Raw genomic sequence first — 16,113 nt, 5'->3', positions numbered from 1 at the left:
CGAGTGCGGGAACGGCGGCGGGTCGGTGGTCCGGGCGCCGCGCGGGTCGGCGGTCCGGGCGTGCTCGTCCGCTGCGCGCGGGGCGCGTCGGGGCGTCGAGCGGTGATGCGTGGGCGGGCGAGGCGGGTGGGGCCAGGGTGGACAGCGGTGTCTCCTGGCGCGGGGCGACCGGTCGCGTCCTACATGAGGTCGGCGAGGTCCGAGGCGATGGTGTCGACCTGCGGCCCGACGACGACCTGGACGACCCTGCCCGTCGTCATGACGCCGTAGGCCCCGGCCGCGCGCAGCGCTGCGACGTCCACCAGGGTCGGGTCCTTGACGAGCGAGCGCAGGCGCGTGGTGCAGGGGTCGATCTCCTCGATGTTCTCGACCCCGCCGAGGCCGGCGAGTATCGCGGCGGCCCGTGCTGCATCTGCTGCAGTCATCGCTGCATCCTTCCTGAGGTCGGTGGTGAGGTCGGTCCTACCCGGGGCGGCCCGCCCATCAGGCGTCCGCCCCGTCCGCCGTGTCGTCGGCGTCGGGCTGGACCCGGGGGACGATGGTCGGTCGTGCTTCGCGCAGCGGGACGACGACGCTGTACCGGTCGCCGCGGTAGCACATCTGGGAGTACATGCAGGCGCCGTCGTCCGAGAACGTGCGCCGGTGGGCCCGCAGGACCGCGCGCCCTCCGTTCATGGCGAGGAGCGCGAGCTCCTTGGCCGTGGCCTCGGCCGCCAGGATCGTGTCCTCGCCCCACGTGGGTGCGTGGCCACGGACCTTCAGGGCGTCGTAGAGGCTGTCAGGGACGCCGTCGTCGAGCAGGTCGGGCGCGAGGTGGACCGGGACCCACGCACGCTCGACGCCCATGGGGGTCCCGTCGGCGAAGCGCAGGCGCTCGACGTAGTGCATGAGCTCGTCCTCGCCGCACCCGAGCGCCTCGGCGACGAGCCGTCCTGCGGGGGTCGTGCCGCTCTCGAGGACCTGCGTGCCCGGGACCATGCCACGGCGCCGAGCCTCCTCGCCGAACGTCGTGAGCCGCATCTCGAAGTCGGTGTGCTGCGGGGCCACGAAGGTGCCGCGCCCCTGCTCGCGCTGGAGGACGCCGTCGGCCACGAGGGCGTCGAGGGCCTGGCGGACGGTCATCCGGGAGACGCCGAACTTCTCGGTGAGCACGCGCTCGGAGGGGACGGCGTCGCCGACGGCCAGCTCGCTCACGATCAGGTCGGCCAGGTAGGCACGGACGGCTTGGTACTTGTGCCCGCCCTTGGGTGCTTTGGCCTGCGTCGTCGCTGCCACGTCGTCCTCACTCTCGGTGCCCCGGGGTGGCCAGGGCTTGACACATGATGATGTCTAGACCACTCTTTGCGCAAGTGGTCCAGACAACTATCGCGCCAAGGTCGGAACGATAGCGGGACCACAGCAACGACGCGCTCCCCGTCCGGTCCTGCGTCGCGATCTCGCCAGCTCGACCCAGTCCAACGGTGCGCACGTGGTCCCTCGGTGCGGCACCAGCGCCCGACGAGGAGTGCCCATGACGACCGCCGTCGACACACCGCGCGTGAAGCGCGGGATCCCCGGCTTCGCCCAGCTGCAGAGGGTCGGGCGATCCCTCATGCTCCCCATCGCCTCCCTGCCGGCCGCCGCCGTCCTGGTCCGCCTCGGCCAGCCCGACATGCTCGGGTCCGAGGGGGTCGCCGGGACGATCGGATGGATGCAGTACGTCGCGGACGTCCTCGGGGCGGCCGGGAACGCGCTCTTCGACAACCTGCCGCTCCTCTTCGCGGTCGGCGTGGCCGTCGGGTACGCCAAGAAGGCCGACGGCTCCACGGGGCTCGCGGCCGTCATGGGATACCTCGTGTTCAAGGGCGTGGGCGACGCGCTCTCGCCCGCGATCCTCGGCGAGGCGCCCCCGGGAACCGAGCAGCCGCTCATCGACTACGGGGTCCTCGGCGGGATCGTCATGGGCCTGGTCGCCGCGCTCCTCTTCCAGCGGTACTACCGGATCAAGCTCCCTGCCTACCTCGCGTTCTTCGGCGGCCGCCGCTTCGTCCCGATCGTCACGGCGGGTGCCGCCGTCGTGATCGCCGTCCTGGGCGCCCTCGCCTACCACTGGTTCGAGGCAGGCTTCACGGCCCTCGGCACCTGGGTCACGGGCTCGACGATCATCGGGGCGTTCGTCTACGGAACGGTCAACCGCCTCCTCGTGCCCCTCGGCCTGCACCACCTGCTCAACTCGATGCCCTGGCTCCAGTTCGGGGACTACACCGACCAGAACGGTGCGGTCTGGCACGGCGACATCGCGAGGTTCCTGCACGGAGACCCCACGGCGGGGACGTTCATGACGGGCTTCTTCCCGATCTTCATGTTCGCCCTGCCCGCGGCCGCGCTCGCGATCGTGCACACCTCCAAGCCGCAGCACCGCAAGGTGGTCGGCGGCATCATGGGCTCGGCCGCGCTCGTCGCGTTCGTCACGGGTCTGACCGAGCCCCTCGAGTTCGCGTTCGTCTACGTCGCCTACCCGCTGTACGCGATCCACGCCGTCCTCACGGGCACCTCGCTCGCGCTCGTCAACGCGCTCGGCGTCAAGTCCGGGTTCGGGTTCTCCGCCGGCGCGATCGACTACCTCCTGAACTTCCGCATCGCGTCCATGCCCCTGCTGCTCATCCTGATCGGGCTGGGCTACGCGGTCGTCTACTACTTCCTCTTCCGGTTCGTCATCACGCGGTGGAACCTGCGGACGCCTGGGCGCGAGGAGGACGACACGCCCGGTGAGTCGCTGCCCGGCGGCTCACCTCCGGGCGAGTCCCTGCCCAGCGAGCCCGTCGAGCGCGGGACTTCCCGCGACGGGCGCGCCGCAGAGGCGGCCCCGGACCCGGACCCGGACCCTGACCCGCACCCCCCGACATCGCCCGACCCCAGCACCCCGCCCCCGAACGCCGACGTCAGGAGCAGCTCATGAGCACCGCCCTCCGCACCCCTTCGGACCACCGTGCCCGCGCCCCGCGCCGGGGGACGCACCCTGCGTTGAGCGGGGTCGGCGTCAGCCCCGGACGGAGCATCGGCGTCGTCGCGACCATGCCGGCCCCCGTGCCCGAGCCGCCCGTCGGGGAGGTGGACGACGCCGCAGACCTGGAGCGCGTCGTCGGCGCGATCGAGGCGGCCGTCCGGGCGGTCCGCGAGGACCTCATGGACCGGGCGGCCTGCGCGAGCGGGACGGCTTCCGAGGTCCTGACCGTCACGGCGGCCATGGCCGGCGACCCGACGCTCCTCAAGGAGGCCGTGCGCCGGGTGCGCGAGCGTCGCGCGACCCCGACGCGCGCGGTCTGGGAGGCGGGCAGCGCGCTCGCCGACCGGCTGGAGTCCCTGGGTGGGGTGATGGCAGGCCGCGCCCGGGACGTGCGGGACGTCCGCGACCGGATCGTGTCCTCGCTCCTGGGGCTGTGCCCGCCCGGGGTGCCGGACCGGGACCGCCCGTTCGTCCTCGTCGCCGACGACCTGGCCCCCGCCGACACGGCCACGCTCAACCCCGACCGGGTCGCGGCGATCGTCACGACGGGCGGCGGGCCCACGTCCCACACGGCGATTCTCGCGCGCTCGCTCGGGATCCCGGCGATCGTCGCGGTCGCGGGGGCGGGCAGCCTGCGTGACGGCGAGACCGTCCTGGTGGACGGCTCGCGGGGATCGGTCGAGCGCGACCCGTCGCCCGACGACGTCGCGCACCTCGCGCGCGCCGCGCAGCGTCCTTCGGTCTTCCGGGCGTTCGACGGGACGGGCCGGACCGCCGACGGGGTCCGGGTCCAGCTCCTCGCCAACGTCTCGGACGCGCGCGAGGCGCGCGACGCGGCTGCGGCCGGGGCCGAGGGGGTGGGGCTCTTCCGCACCGAGCTCTCGTTCCTGGGCAGGGACGCCGAGCCCGAGCTGGCCGAGCAGGTCGCGGCCTACCGTGCGGTGCTCGCGGAGTTCCCGGACCGCAGGGTCGTGGTCCGCACGCTCGACGCGGGCGTCGACAAGCCGCTGGCGTTCGTCGGGGCGACCGTCGAGCCCAACCCTGCGCTCGGCGTGCGGGGGCTCCGGACCGCGGTGCGCTTCCCGCAGGTCCTGGACCGTCAGCTCGAGGCGATCGCGCTCGCGGCGGCCGCGGAGTCCGCCGACGTGTGGGTCATGGCCCCCATGGTCGCGACGCCCGACGAGGCCCACGAGTTCGTGGACGCGTGCCGCGCGCACGGGCTGTCGTCGGCGGGGGTCATGATCGAGGTCCCGGCCGCCGCCCTCCAGTCGCGCTGGCTGCTCGAGCACGCCGACTTCGCGAGCCTCGGCACCAACGACCTCACGCAGTACACGATGGCCGCGGACCGGGAGCTCGGTGGGCTCGCGTCCTTGTCGACGTCGTGGCAGCCCGCCGTGCTCGCCCTGATCCACGCGGCGTGCCAGGGAGGCGAGGCCAGCGGCCGCCCGGTCGGGGTGTGCGGCGAGGCGGCAGCCGACCCGGCCCTCGCGGCGGTGCTCGTGGGCCTGGGCGTCACGTCGCTCTCGATGACCCCGCGCGCCCTGGGCGACGTCGCCGCCGTGCTCGCGTCGACGACGTCACGCGAGTGCGTCGACCTGGCCCGCCTGGCGCTCGCCGCACCGACCGCGGGCGCTGCGCGCGCTGCGGTCCGTCGGCGCCTGACCGTCCTGGAGCGACTGGGGCTCTAGGGCACGGCGTCTCGCCCCCTCGGGGTACGGGGGAGCGACGTGCCGTGCGACCTGCCCGACGGCAGAGCCCGGGCCGGGTCGTCGCCTCACCTCCGGGGACCCCGGGAGGCGGGCCGACGACGCGGCGTGCGCGCCGCCGTCGGGCAGGATCGTGGAAGGAGCCACCGAGGGCTCAGGCAGAGTCCTGCTCGAGGTACGCGACGAGCGACTCGAGCGCGGCCAGGGCCCGCTCGTCGTCGGTGTCCGTGGACAGGACGACCTCGTCGCCGTGACCAGCCCCCAGCGTCATGACACCGAGGATCGAGGATGCGTCGACGGCCTCGCCGTCGCCCTTGCGGATGGTCACGGGCACAGCCTGCTTTCCTGCTTCGGCGGCGAACAACGCCGCGGGGCGCGCGTGCAGCCCGTCGGGGAGAGCGACGACGGCGGTACGTTCCACGAGGGTCCTCCTGTGCTCTGGACGGCTGCGACGGTCAGCATCCTGCCAGAGTTCCGTGGCCCCGACGGACGACCTGTGAACGACGCACATCCGTCGGGGCTAGGGTGGCGGACATGCGCGAAGCGACGACGCCCGACGCCCAGCCGCCCGTCCCGGGCGAACCCGGCGAGGGCGAGCCCAGCACGGGCGACGAGCCCCGGATCAAGGTCACGCTGTCCAGCGCGAGCGTGTACCCGCGCAAGGCGCCGTTCGCGTTCGAGGCCGCGGCCCACCTGGGGTACGACGGCATGGAGGTCATGGTCTGGTCCGACTCGACGACCCAGGACGCCAAGGCTCTCGCCAAGCTCTCGGCCGACGTGGGCGTCCCGATCCGCAGCGTGCACGCCCCCACGCTCCTGGTCAGCCAGCGCGTGTGGGGTCGCCTGCCGGGACCCAAGCTCGAGCGCACCGTGGACCTCGCGCTCGAGCTGGGCGCGGGGACGGTCGTGGTGCACCCGCCGTTCCGCTGGCAGGGCCTGTACGCGCGCGGGTTCGCCGACCACGTGCGCGAGCTCAACGCGGCGACGGGCGTGACGATCGCGGTCGAGAACATGTACCCGTGGCGCGGGCGCAAGCGCGAGGTCCAGGCGTACCTGCCCGGCTGGGACCCCACCGACCACCCCTACGACAAGGTGACGCTCGACCTCTCGCACGCGGCAGTGGCCCGGCAGAACAGCCTCGACCTGCTCGACGTGTTCGGCGACCGGCTCGCGCACGTGCACCTCGCCGACGGGACCGACTCCATGTCGGACGAGCACCTGGTGCCCGGCCGCGGGGGCCAGCCGTGCGACAAGGTGCTGGGCGAGCTCGTGCGCCGCGGGTGGGAGGGCGACGTCGTGGTCGAGATCGCGACCCGGCGGGCGCGGACGGCGGCCGAGCGCTTCGAGGACCTCGCGGCGTCGCTCGCGTTCGCGCGCACCTACCTCCAGCCCGGGCAGCACGCGGAGTACGAGCCGCCGCCGGGGCACGAGCACCGGCACCTGGACGCCTGGTAGGGCTGGTAGGGGTCGAGCGGGGTGCGCCGGGTGAGCCGGGTGCGCGGGGTGAGCCGGGTGCCGAGAACGGGGTTGTGTTCGTTCTGAGTGGCAGAACGAACACAACCCCGTCCTCGACTGCACGGACCCTCGTGCTCGGCGGGGGCGGCCGGTGCCCTCGTCCGTGCCGATCGACCGCCGGTGCCGATCGACCGCCGGTGCCGGTCGACCGGCCGGGACCGCCGCCGTCGGGCTCGCCCAGGCAGCCGAGCCTGCCTACGCGGTGGGGCTCGCCCCAGCCGCCGAGCCCGTCTACGCCGCCGGCCCCGCGAGCGCGGCCTTGGCGTCCTTCGCGGCCGTGCTCTGCGCGAACGCCGCGACGAGGATCACGACGCCCGTCACGACGAGGTAGAGGCCCAGGAGGACCGTGATGGTCTGCAGCCCGGTCACGGGGCTCACGAGGACCAGGATGCCGAACACGACCCACAGCGCGGCCGTGGCGAGCTCCCAGTCCCAGCCGGGTTCGCGGGTCCTGCGGGCGCGCAGCGCGCCGACGAGCCCCACGAGCCCCGCGACGAGCGCCCAGATGCCCACGAGCCGCAGCACGAGCGTGACGCTCGCCGAGGGCCAGGCCGCGAGCGTGATGCCGACCGCGATCCCCAGGCCTCCCACGACCCAGCGCCACACGCCGCCCTCGCCGTTCTTGCGCTGCCGCCCGGCCTCGATCAGGAAGAGGACCCCCTGGAGGGCGGCCATCGCGGCCACGAGCCACGTGAGCCACTGGATGCCGCGGTCGGGCTCGACGAACAGCACCACGCCGACAACGAGGAACAGGATGCCGCGCAGGTAGGCGAGGCCCCACAGGCGGCGGGCGATCTTGGTGGTGCGTCCGGTGAGGGACTCGTCCTGCTCGGTCATGGGGTCCACCGTCCTCACGGGGCCTGCCCCCGGCGGGTCCGTGGGCGTCGCAGGGCCTCGTTCCTGGGAACGTAGCGCGCGGGGGTGCCGGGCGCGCGGCGGACCCGCTCGGGCTCCCGGTCGAGCGAGGAGTTCACCCGGCCGGCATGCCGAGCACGAGGTTCCGCGCGGTCGAGCACGAGGTTGCGGTCGTTCCGGGCGGCAGAACGACCACAACCTCGTGCTCGGCACCCGGGGGCCCGCGCCTCGGCACCCGCAGGGCCCGCGCCCCGGCATCCGAAGGGGCGGCCGTCAGCCCTGCTCGCGGGCCCGGTCGATCGTCATCTCGACCCCGTCGAGCAGCCTGTCGAGCGACGCGTCGAACGGGTCGGTGGGTGTGTCGAACCCGCCGGCCTCCCAGATCCGGGTCATGACGGGGTAGCGCTCGACGTCGAACCAGTCTGCCCAGAAGCTGCTCATCGACGTCCAGTACTCGTCGCTGCTCATGCCGCTCGCGTCGTTCTCGACGGTCTCAGCCACAGCGGCCCGTGCGAGGCCGCGCACGAACGTGTCGACCAGTCCGAGGATCTCGACGACCTGGTCGGCGGGCAGCCCGGTGTCGACGAGCGTCCGCAGCCCGGCCTCCTGGGCGTCGAGCACGTGCGGCGACAAGGGGAGGCGCCACATGTTGGTCTGCAGGATCCAGGGGTGTCGCTGGTAGAGGTGCCAGACCTCGCGCGCGTACCGCGACAGGCCCTCGCGCCAGGGGGCGTCGGCCGGGGGCAGGTCGAGCTCGCCGAACGCCCGGTCGATCATGAGGTCGACGAGCTCGGTGCGCCCGGGCACGTAGGTGTAGAGCGACATGGCGCCCACACCCAGGCGTGCGGCGACGCGGCGCATCGAGAGGGCCTCGAGCCCGACCTCCTGCGCGACCGCGGTCCCGGCCTCGACGACCTCGGCGAGGGTCAGGCGCGCCTTGCGCCCGCGCGTGGGCGGCGCGGGCGGGTCCCACAGGAGCGCGAGGCGCCGGGTCACGTCGTCGGGGCGGGGGACCTGGTCGGTCGGGTCGTCCACGACGTCCTCCACGACGTCGTCCGTGCCGTCAGTGTCAGCGCCGGCTTCGGCGTCGACCGATGAGTCGGGGGTCCGGGCGGAGTCCACCCCGTCGGAGGGGACGGGGGTGACGGTGTTGCTGGCCATGGTGCCTGATCCTCCCACTTCCGCGCGGTTCCGGGGACCCTTCAGTTCCCGTACGCCGTATGCTAACGTGAAATCTCTTTCCAGTACACCGTACGTGAGAGGCGTGAGCCATGATCCATACCGAAGGGCTGACCAAGACGTTCCATCGCAAGAAGGAAGTGGTCGAGGCGGTCAAGGGCATCGACGTCGACGTCCGCGAGGGCGAGCTCGTCGCGTTCCTCGGCCCCAACGGCGCCGGAAAGTCCACGACCCTGCGCATGCTCACGAGCCTCCTCGAACCCACTGCGGGCCGCGCCCAGGTCGCGGGCTTCGACATCCGCACCCAGCCCGCCGAGGTCCGGTCGCGCATCGGCTACATCGGCCAGGGCAACGGGGGAGGGTTCTCCTACCGGGTCGCGGACGAGCTCCACAACCAGGGCCGCTTCTACGGTCTGCCCGCCGCCGAGTACCAGCGCCGCGCCGCGGACCTCCTTGCCGCCCTCGAGCTCGACGGCCTCGGCAAGCGCACGGTCCAGAGCCTGTCGGGCGGGCAGCGCCGCCGCCTCGACGTGGCGCTCGGCCTCATGAACCACCCGCCCCTGCTGTTCCTCGACGAGCCCACCACGGGCCTCGACCCGCACAGCCGCGCGAACCTCTGGGAGCACATCGGTGCGTTGCGCGAGAGGTACGGCATGACGATCGTCCTCACCACGCACTACCTCGACGAGGCCGACTCGATGGCCGAGCGTGTCGTCGTGATCGACCACGGCACGATCGTCGCCGACGCCCCGCCGGCCGCGCTCAAGCGCGACCACGCGGACGACGTCGTGACGCTCGTCGTCGCCGGAACGCCAGGTTCCCAGGGCCAGTTGCCCGACGACGTCACGCGCGTCCGCGCCGCCCTCGCCCCGGTCTTGGGTGGCGTGGGCAGCGTGGGCGAGGGAGGAGGGGTCGGGCGCGACGGAGCGGGGCGGGCCGGCGGACCCGACCGGGCCGACCGAGCCGACCTGGCCGACGGGTCCGCCGGCCAGAGGCTGCAGGCGACCGTCGGCGCCGGGGGAGACGTCACCGTGACCCTGTCCACGACGCACGGCGCCGACCGGCTGCCCGAGGCGATCGAGTCCTTGCGCGTCGCAGGGTTCGCGGTCCGGTCGGCCGGGCTCAAGCAGGCGAGCCTCGACGACGTGTTCCTCAACCTGACCGGTCGGAGCCTGCGCGAGGAGGCGGCGTGATGGACGAGCAGACGGAACCGACGACGGGCACCGGCGCGGGAGCCGGTCCGGGAGCCGGTCCGGGAGCCGGTCCGGGAGCCGGTCCGGGGACCGGACCGGAGGTCGGCCGCGCGGCGGCGCGCACGGGCCTGACGAACCGTGCGCCCGGCACGGGCGGGACCTCGACGCAGACCGCACCACGGACCGGGGTGAGGGAGCAGACCGACCGACGCTCCGACGTCGGGCGCTCGCGGGCCGGGAAGTTCCTCGGCGACACCTGGGCCGTGTTCACGCGCGAGATCCTCCTGGTCCTGCGCGACCCCTTCACCCTCATCTTCTCGCTGCTCCAGCCGCTGATCTTCCTGGCCCTGTTCGGACCGCTGCTGACCGGCGCCGTGGGCGGCGGCATGGGCGGCCCCGGCGGGTCGACCGCCGCGACGCTCCAGTGGTTCGTGCCCGGCGTGATCGTCATGATCTCGCTGTTCGGTACCTCCATGACCGGCTCGAACCTGCTCTACGAGATGATGACCGGTTCCTACGAGCGGGTCCTCGCGACGCCGCTCGACCGGTCGGCGATCCTCGTGGGTCGTGCCCTCAAGGAGTTCGCTCCGCTCGTCGTCCAGGGGCTCCTCATCGCGGTCGTGTGCATCCCGTTCGGCTTCACGTTCTACCCGCTGCACGCGCTTGCGGGCCTCGCGCTCCTGGGGCTGTTCGGCGTGGGCGTCGGCGCCCTGTCGTGCGCGCTCGCCCTCGCCGCGAAGAGCCGCGAGTGGCTGTTCTGGGGCGTGCAGCAGTCGCTGTTGTTCCCGCTGCTCATCCTGTCCGGCATGATGCTGCCGCTCGAGGCCGGACCCTCGTGGATGCAGACCGCGTCGAAGTTCAACCCGCTGACCTACATGGTCGACGCCGAGCGGGCCCTGTTCGGCGGGACGTTCGCGAGCACCGAGGTCCTGTGGGGCGTGGTCGCGGCCGCGGTCACGTGCGCCGTGGGGCTGTTCGTCGGCATCCGCCGGACCCGGAAGTCGGTGTGAGCGCCGTGGGCAGGGTGACGTTCGACGTCGGGCTGTCCCTCGACGGGTACGTCGCGGGACCGCACCAGTCCCTCGAGAACCCCCTCGGCGAGGGCGGCGAGGAGCTGCACCGGTGGATGTTCGAGGAGCCCGAGGCCAACACGGCCGCGCTCGAGTCCATCGCCGCCCCCACCGCGTTCGTCATGGGGCGCAACATGTTCGCGCCCGGTCGCGGGCCGTGGGACGAGTCCTGGAGGGGATGGTGGGGCGAGGATCCGCCGTACCACGCGCCCGTGTTCGTGCTCACGCACCATCCGCGCGAACCCCTCGTCATGCAGGGCGGCACGACGTTCTTCTTCGTCACGGACGGGATCGAGTCCGCGTTGTCGCAGGCGCTCGCCGCCTCCCGCGACGGGCACGTCGGGATCGCGGGTGGCGCCTCGACCATGCGGGCCTACCTCGCGGCGGGCCTCGTCGACGAGTTCGGGCTCCATGTCGCGCCCGTGCTCCTGGGGGCGGGCGAGCGGTTGTTCGAGGGCCTGGGCGACCTGCGGGTCGAGCCCGGGCCAGTGAGCAGCAACCACCTGGTGACGCACCTGTCGTACCGCGTGGTGCGGGGGCTCGTCGGGGAGGGATGAGTGCTTGACCGACGTGACCGTGCGTGGACCGGTCATGGCTGACACGCAGGTCCGGCTAGGGTCGTGTCACATGATCACCGACCCGCGCACGGATCCGCCACGCTCGGGAGACGAGCTGACTCTCCTCCGCGGCTTCCTCACGTTTCACCGCGAGACGCTGCGCTGGAAGACGGCTGACCTCGACGCCACGCAGCTCGACCAGAAGCATGGCCCGTCGACCATGACCCTGGGTGGGATGCTCAAGCACCTTGCGTTCGTCGAGTCGTACTGGTTCACGGAGATCTTCCAGGATGGCCCGGCGCTGCCGCCCTTCGACACCGTCGACTGGGACGCCGACGCGGACTGGGACTGGCACAGCGCCGCCGGTGAGACCGCGACCGAGCTCTGGGGGCTTCTCGACCGGGCGATCGATGCCTCGGACGCGGTCGTGGCGCAGACCCTGGCGGACCCGGAGGGCGCCGGGCTCGACGCCCGCTCGGTGCGGGCGGCCCGTGACGGCGACCGCTGGGACCTGCGGTGGATCCTGATCCACATGATCGAGGAGTACTCGCGGCACAACGGGCACGCCGACCTGATCCGCGAGGCGATCGACGGCAGCGCCGGGGAGTAGGTGCCCGGCGCGGGCCGTTGCGGCCTCCCGGCGGCCGCGCCAGGATGTCCGGCATGACCACTCCCTCCGTCCCCGAACCCGCACGAACGCCTGCCCGCGGGCTGGGTCGAGGCGAGGTGCTCGGGTTCGTCGCCGGGGTGCTGCTCGTCGGCGTCGGGGTGTGGCTCGCGTCGCGCTCCTACGGTGCTGCCTCGTTCGGGTGGTTCGCGTACGCACCGCTGTCGGGGGAGACGTTCTACCCCTCCCGCCCGTGGTCCCAGGTCCTCGGGTTCGTCGCGCTGGGGGCAGGGCTCCTGGTGCTCGGCTTCGTCGCGGGGTGGGCGGTCGCGCGTCGGCGGGGCGGTGACGTCGGTACCGGGTCTGACCCGACCTCGACACCGAGATAGAGGGCCGGCGTCGAGGTAGAGGGCCCAGAACCTCTGTCTCGACGGGAGGGCTCTACCTCGGCGGCCGTGCGTCCATGGTGCACGGCAGAATCGATCACGTGACCACCGCGAACCCTCCCTATCGACTGGCCCTCCTCGACCTCGACGGGACGCTGACCGACTCGGCCCCCGGCATCCTCTCCTCGGTCCGGCACGCCTACGCGACCCTGGGGATCGAGCCACCGACCGACGAGACCCTGCGGCGCTTCGTCGGCCCTCCGCTCCACGAGACGTTCGCGCTGCACGGGGTCCCCGTGGACCGGGTCCCGGAGGCCCTCGCGGCGTACCGCGAGGTCTACGCGGCCGGAGCCATGCTGGACAACTCGCTCTACCCGGGGATCCTGGAGTGCCTGACGGCGGCGCGCGCCGCGGGCGTCCGGCTCGCGGTCGCCACCTCCAAGCCCGAGGTCTACGCGCGCCGCATCACCGCACACTTCGGGATCGACGACCTGGTCGAGGGGGTCTACGGCGCGACCCTCGACGGATCGCGCGGCTCCAAGGCGGACGTGATCGAGCACGCGCTCGCGTCGCTGGCAGCGTCCGACGGCGTGGCGGGCACGGCTTCGGTGGCCCCGGTGGACGAGGCGGCCTCGGCAGCCTCGGCAGCCTCGGCAGCCTCGGAGAGCGAGGAAGCTCCGGGAGCGGGGCGTGTCGGGTCCGTTCCCGACGGCATGCCGCCGCGCGAGGAGATCGTCATGGTCGGCGACCGCGAGCACGACGTGCTGGGTGCCGCTGCGCACGGCATCGGCTGCCTCGGCGTCTCGTGGGGGTACGCCGGGCCGGGGGAGCTCGAGGACGCGGGCGCGCTCGCGGTCGTGGCGAGCGCCGACGAGCTGGCGCGGGCGCTGCGGGGCGAGTGACGCCGTCGGGCGGTGAAGAGCGAGGCCGCGAGAACCACGGGAGTCGCGAGAGTCGGATCGAAGGGCGTGACGAGCGGACCCCGCCGAGGGGCAAGGACCAGCCGCAGGAGTGCACCGGCGCATCCCGCGTGCACTTCCGACAACAAGTCCGCAGACACAGGGTTGACCTTGACGTAGCGTCAACTTCTAGGGTCGATCGTGCTGCCTCACCCGAGGCCTGCAGAACCCGCAGCCCACGACGGCGCGCGTCGTCGTGGGCCCGACCGTCCAGGAAGGAGGAGCGCATGACCGCCAACGCACCGCATACCGCTACCGACTGGTCGATCCAGGAGATCGCCCGCCTCGCCGGGACCACGAGCCGCACGCTGCGCCACTACGACGCGATCGGGCTGCTCGTGCCCAGCAGGGTCGGGCACAACGGCTACCGGTACTACGACGGGCCCGCGCTCGTCCGCCTCCAGCGGATCCTCCTCCTGCGGGACCTCGGCGTGGGCCTCCCGGCCGTCGCCGAGATCCTGGATCGGGATGGTGAGGCGAGCCTGGCCGTGCAGGCGGGGGCCCTGCGGACCCATCTGGACGCCCTGCGGTCCGAGCAGCAGCGGCTGACACGACAGATCGCGTCGGTCGAGCGCACGATCACGACCATGGAAGGAGGTGGGCGACTCATGGCGGACGACATGTTCGACGGGTTCGACCACACGAAGCACGAGGCAGAGGTCACCGAGCGGTGGGGTGCCGAGGCCTACCGGACGGGCGACGCCTGGTGGCGCGGGCTGTCCGCGCAGGACAAGGCGGCGTACCAGGACCGGACCCGGCAGCTGGCCGCCGACTGGGCGGCCGCCGCTGCGGCAGGCGTCGCGCCCGACGGAGACGAGGCGCAGGCGATCGCGCGCAGGCACGTCGAGTGGCTGAGCGGGATCCCGGGCACCCCGGGGCACGGCTCGGCGCCGGTCAGGGAGTACGTCGTCGGGCTCGGGGAGATGTACGTGGCCGACGAGCGGTTCGCTGCGAGCTACGGCGGCGTCGAGGGGGCCACGTTCGTGCGGGACGCGCTCGCTGTGTACGCGGACCGGAACCTGTAGGTCACCGGCCGCACCGGCCTCCCTGCCACACCCGCCACGACGTGGGGCCGAGGTAGAACGTGCTGCGCGAGGTAGAACGCGACGAGCTCTACCTCGCGCAGCACGTTCTACCTCGGCGAGCAGGGTCGTCAATGGCTCAGAGCCCGTGCCGGCAGGATGATCGGCGCCCCGCCACCCGGGTGCTCGACGACCTCGACCGGGTAGTCGTACACCTCGCTCAGCCGCTCGGCCGTCAGCACCTCGGCGGGTGCCCCGTCGGCGACCACGCGGCCGCGAGCCATGAGCGTGACCTGGTCGGCGTAGGCCGACGCGAGCCCCAGGTCGTGCACGACGACGACCACGGCACCCCCGGCCGCCGCGTGGCGGCGCGCGATCTGCAGCACGAGCTCCTGGTGCTTGAGGTCGAGCGCGGCGGTCGGCTCGTCGAGCATGAGCAGCCCGGTCCGCTGGGCCAGGACGCGCGCGAGCGCGACGCGCGCCTTCTCGCCCCCGGACAGCGACGGGAAGTGCCGGTCGGCGAGGTGGGACACGTCGGTCGCGGCGAGCGAGTCGGCGACCACCTCGTCGTCGGTCTCCTCGAGGGGCGTCCCGCGCCAGGGTGCGCGGCCCATCTGCACGACGTCGAGCGACGTGAACGGGAAGCTGAGGTGGATCTGCTGCATGAGCACGGCCCGGCGCATCGCGAGCTCGGTCGCGGTCCACGACCCGAGCGGGGCGCCGTCGACCAGGACGGACCCGCCGTCGAGCGGCAGGTCGCCCGTGAGCGCACCGAGCAGCGACGACTTGCCCGCGCCGTTCGGCCCGAGCAGCGCCCGGACCTCGCCGGCCCGCACCGCGACCGACACGTCGCGCAGCACGGGGGTCCCGTCGAGCGAGAGCGTCGCCCCGCGCGCCTCGGTCACGACCGTGCCGGGCTCGGGAGCGCCCGGCAGGCGCGACGTGCGCCGTCGCCCTGTGACCGCGGTCCGGAGCGACGACCAGAAGCTGCTGCCCTCGTGGCGCGACTCGAGCTCCACGATCCCTGAGGTCCCGCGGCTCATGCCCAACCTCCCTGGCGAGAGCGCGTGCGGCGCAGCAGGTAGAAGAAGAACGGCCCGCCCACGAGCGAGGTGATCATGCCGAGCGGCAGCTCGACGTTCGCGACCGCGGTGCGCGAGACGAGGTCCGCGAGCAGCAGGACCACGGCCCCGCCGAGCGCCGACGCGGGGATGAGCCAGCGGTGGCTCGGCCCGCAGACCATGCGGACCAGGTGCGGCACCACGAGCCCGACGAACGCGATGATCCCGGTGAACGCGACCCCGGCCGAGACGAGCAGCGCGACGAGCACGATCACGATCTGTCGCAGGCGCTCGACGTCGACGCCCAGGTGCTGCGCGGCGCGCTCGCCCAGCGACAGGAGGTCGAGCTGGCGGCGCAGCAGCATCGCGCCGACCACGCCGACGATCGCGATGGGCGCGACCACCGCGACCGATCCCCACGTGGCCCCGCCGAGCGAGCCGAGCTGCCAGAACACGATCTGCTCGCGCGCGGCCGGGTCGGCGACGAACGTGAAGAACGCGAGCAGCCCGCCCGCGAACGCGTTGACCGCGATACCCGTGAGCACGAGCGTCACGACCTCGGTGCGTCCGCCGGACCGCGAGAGGGCGTAGACGACGAACGTCGTGATCAGTCCGCCCAGGAAGGCGGCCGCGGCGACCCAGGTCCCCGAGACGAGCGAGCCGGCGGTGACGATGACCGCGCACGCGCCCACGGCCGCGCCGGCGGAGACGCCGATCACGCCGGGCTCGGCGAGCGGGTTGCCGAACACGCCCTGCATGAGCGCGCCCGAGCAGGCAAGCGCAGCCCCGACCAGGATCGCCAGGACGACGCGCGGGAAGCGCACGACCCAGAGAGTGTTCTCGCCCTGCGGGTGCGAGGGCATGGGCCCGATGTCGAGGCCCATGTGGTGCATGAGCGAGCCGAGGACCTCGGCGGGCGACACGGGCACCTGCCCGGTCATGCCCGAGAGCACGGTGAGGACGAGCAGCGCGACGCCGAGGCCGATCATGAGCCAGGTCGCTGCCCGTCGTCGCCCG

Annotated in this window: 16 protein-coding genes and 1 pseudogene; 10 read left to right on the top strand and 7 right to left on the bottom strand. The window is 73.2% G+C overall.

Translation table 11 applies throughout. The annotated features are described in order from the left end of the window. Window positions 1-179: 179 nt before the first annotated feature. Together ACFWGN_RS00905 and ACFWGN_RS00900 are read right to left on the bottom strand one after the other, a co-directional pair. Window positions 180-458, bottom strand: a pseudogene (locus ACFWGN_RS00905) (PTS transporter subunit EIIB); the annotation flags it as partial. A gap of 25 nt (window positions 459-483) precedes the next feature. Further along, on the bottom strand, window positions 484-1,275 hold the full coding sequence (locus tag ACFWGN_RS00900; RefSeq protein ID WP_377615267.1) for a GntR family transcriptional regulator: 792 nt from the start codon (window positions 1,273-1,275) through the stop codon (window positions 484-486). A gap of 235 nt (window positions 1,276-1,510) precedes the next feature. Here ACFWGN_RS00900 and ACFWGN_RS00895 point away from each other — a divergent pair, with 235 nt between their 5' ends. Both ACFWGN_RS00895 and ptsP read left to right on the top strand, forming a co-directional pair. Further along, on the top strand, window positions 1,511-2,938 hold the full coding sequence (locus tag ACFWGN_RS00895) for a PTS transporter subunit EIIC (RefSeq protein ID WP_377615266.1): 1,428 nt from the start codon (window positions 1,511-1,513) through the stop codon (window positions 2,936-2,938). After that, window positions 2,935-4,674 (top strand): phosphoenolpyruvate--protein phosphotransferase, encoded by a 1,740-nt coding sequence (gene ptsP / locus ACFWGN_RS00890; RefSeq protein WP_377615265.1) that lies wholly within the window; start codon window positions 2,935-2,937, stop codon window positions 4,672-4,674. Before ACFWGN_RS00895 ends, ptsP begins: the two co-directional genes overlap by 4 nt. Before the next feature lie 172 nt (window positions 4,675-4,846). Here the strand turns inward: ptsP and ACFWGN_RS00885 are convergent, their stop codons facing one another. Next, window positions 4,847-5,113, bottom strand: a complete 267-nt coding sequence (locus tag ACFWGN_RS00885; RefSeq protein WP_318244460.1) for an HPr family phosphocarrier protein — start codon at window positions 5,111-5,113, stop codon at window positions 4,847-4,849. Window positions 5,114-5,226: 113 nt separating this feature from the next. Here ACFWGN_RS00885 and ACFWGN_RS00880 point away from each other — a divergent pair, with 113 nt between their 5' ends. After that, window positions 5,227-6,147: a sugar phosphate isomerase/epimerase gene (locus ACFWGN_RS00880; RefSeq protein ID WP_191802680.1), complete on the top strand. Its 921-nt coding sequence runs from the start codon at window positions 5,227-5,229 to the stop codon at window positions 6,145-6,147. 291 nt (window positions 6,148-6,438) lie between these two features. Here ACFWGN_RS00880 and ACFWGN_RS00875 read toward each other — a convergent pair whose 3' ends face one another. Then, window positions 6,439-7,044 carry an HdeD family acid-resistance protein gene (locus ACFWGN_RS00875; protein ID WP_377615264.1) on the bottom strand — a complete coding sequence of 202 codons (606 nt, stop codon included), beginning with the start codon at window positions 7,042-7,044 and terminating at the stop codon, window positions 6,439-6,441. 291 nt (window positions 7,045-7,335) lie between these two features. Further along, window positions 7,336-8,223: a TetR/AcrR family transcriptional regulator gene (locus tag ACFWGN_RS00870; RefSeq protein WP_377615263.1), complete on the bottom strand. Its 888-nt coding sequence runs from the start codon at window positions 8,221-8,223 to the stop codon at window positions 7,336-7,338. Between the two features lie 110 nt (window positions 8,224-8,333). On the opposite strand from ACFWGN_RS00870, the gene ACFWGN_RS00865 reads away from it, so the two are divergent. The 7 genes from ACFWGN_RS00865 (at window position 8,334) to ACFWGN_RS00835 (ending at window position 14,038) form a co-directional block, all read left to right on the top strand. Beyond that, window positions 8,334-9,434, top strand: coding sequence for an ABC transporter ATP-binding protein (locus ACFWGN_RS00865; RefSeq protein ID WP_377615262.1), 1,101 nt, complete (start codon window positions 8,334-8,336; stop codon window positions 9,432-9,434). Next, complete coding sequence (locus ACFWGN_RS00860; RefSeq protein ID WP_377615261.1) at window positions 9,434-10,444, top strand: ABC transporter permease; 1,011 nt, start codon at window positions 9,434-9,436, stop codon at window positions 10,442-10,444. The genes ACFWGN_RS00865 and ACFWGN_RS00860 overlap by 1 nt, the downstream gene beginning before the upstream one ends. Window positions 10,445-10,449: 5 nt before the next feature. Beyond that, complete coding sequence (locus ACFWGN_RS00855) at window positions 10,450-11,061, top strand: dihydrofolate reductase family protein (RefSeq protein WP_377615450.1); 612 nt, start codon at window positions 10,450-10,452, stop codon at window positions 11,059-11,061. 70 nt (window positions 11,062-11,131) lie between these two features. Continuing rightward, complete coding sequence (locus ACFWGN_RS00850; RefSeq protein ID WP_377615260.1) at window positions 11,132-11,671, top strand: DinB family protein; 540 nt, start codon at window positions 11,132-11,134, stop codon at window positions 11,669-11,671. Between the two features lie 53 nt (window positions 11,672-11,724). Next, window positions 11,725-12,057 carry a hypothetical protein gene (locus ACFWGN_RS00845; RefSeq protein WP_377615259.1) on the top strand — a complete coding sequence of 111 codons (333 nt, stop codon included), beginning with the start codon at window positions 11,725-11,727 and terminating at the stop codon, window positions 12,055-12,057. A 98-nt stretch (window positions 12,058-12,155) separates the two neighbouring features. Next, complete coding sequence (locus tag ACFWGN_RS00840) at window positions 12,156-12,956, top strand: HAD hydrolase-like protein (RefSeq protein ID WP_377615258.1); 801 nt, start codon at window positions 12,156-12,158, stop codon at window positions 12,954-12,956. Window positions 12,957-13,240: 284 nt separating this feature from the next. Beyond that, the gene (locus tag ACFWGN_RS00835) at window positions 13,241-14,038 is read left to right on the top strand and encodes a MerR family transcriptional regulator (protein ID WP_377615257.1); all 798 of its coding nucleotides are present in this window, start codon (window positions 13,241-13,243) and stop codon (window positions 14,036-14,038) included. A gap of 128 nt (window positions 14,039-14,166) precedes the next feature. Here the strand turns inward: ACFWGN_RS00835 and ACFWGN_RS00830 are convergent, their stop codons facing one another. Next, complete coding sequence (locus tag ACFWGN_RS00830) at window positions 14,167-15,078, bottom strand: heme ABC transporter ATP-binding protein (RefSeq protein ID WP_377615256.1); 912 nt, start codon at window positions 15,076-15,078, stop codon at window positions 14,167-14,169. Then, complete coding sequence (locus tag ACFWGN_RS00825; protein WP_056646481.1) at window positions 15,075-16,085, bottom strand: iron ABC transporter permease; 1,011 nt, start codon at window positions 16,083-16,085, stop codon at window positions 15,075-15,077. The genes ACFWGN_RS00830 and ACFWGN_RS00825 overlap by 4 nt, the downstream gene beginning before the upstream one ends. Between the last annotated feature and the right edge of the window lie 28 nt (window positions 16,086-16,113).

It is taken from the genome of Oerskovia sp. NPDC060338, from assembly GCF_042726295.1.
Lineage (GTDB): Bacteria > Actinomycetota > Actinomycetes > Actinomycetales > Cellulomonadaceae > Oerskovia > Oerskovia merdavium.
This window is presented reverse-complemented; position numbering and strand designations above follow the sequence as displayed.

Coding starts and splice junctions, on each gene's coding strand:
- ACFWGN_RS00895 (WP_377615266.1), top strand. CDS start 1,511: ATGACGACCGCCGTCGACACACCGCGCGTGAAGCGCGGGATCCCCGGC.
- ptsP (WP_377615265.1), top strand. CDS start 2,935: ATGAGCACCGCCCTCCGCACCCCTTCGGACCACCGTGCCCGCGCCCCG.
- ACFWGN_RS00880 (WP_191802680.1), top strand. CDS start 5,227: ATGCGCGAAGCGACGACGCCCGACGCCCAGCCGCCCGTCCCGGGCGAA.
- ACFWGN_RS00875 (WP_377615264.1), bottom strand. CDS start 7,044: ATGACCGAGCAGGACGAGTCCCTCACCGGACGCACCACCAAGATCGCC.
- ACFWGN_RS00870 (WP_377615263.1), bottom strand. CDS start 8,223: ATGGCCAGCAACACCGTCACCCCCGTCCCCTCCGACGGGGTGGACTCC.
- ACFWGN_RS00865 (WP_377615262.1), top strand. CDS start 8,334: ATGATCCATACCGAAGGGCTGACCAAGACGTTCCATCGCAAGAAGGAA.
- ACFWGN_RS00860 (WP_377615261.1), top strand. CDS start 9,434: ATGGACGAGCAGACGGAACCGACGACGGGCACCGGCGCGGGAGCCGGT.
- ACFWGN_RS00850 (WP_377615260.1), top strand. CDS start 11,132: ATGATCACCGACCCGCGCACGGATCCGCCACGCTCGGGAGACGAGCTG.
- ACFWGN_RS00845 (WP_377615259.1), top strand. CDS start 11,725: ATGACCACTCCCTCCGTCCCCGAACCCGCACGAACGCCTGCCCGCGGG.
- ACFWGN_RS00835 (WP_377615257.1), top strand. CDS start 13,241: ATGACCGCCAACGCACCGCATACCGCTACCGACTGGTCGATCCAGGAG.
- ACFWGN_RS00830 (WP_377615256.1), bottom strand. CDS start 15,078: ATGAGCCGCGGGACCTCAGGGATCGTGGAGCTCGAGTCGCGCCACGAG.
- ACFWGN_RS00825 (WP_056646481.1), bottom strand. CDS start 16,085: ATGATCGGCCTCGGCGTCGCGCTGCTCGTCCTCACCGTGCTCTCGGGC.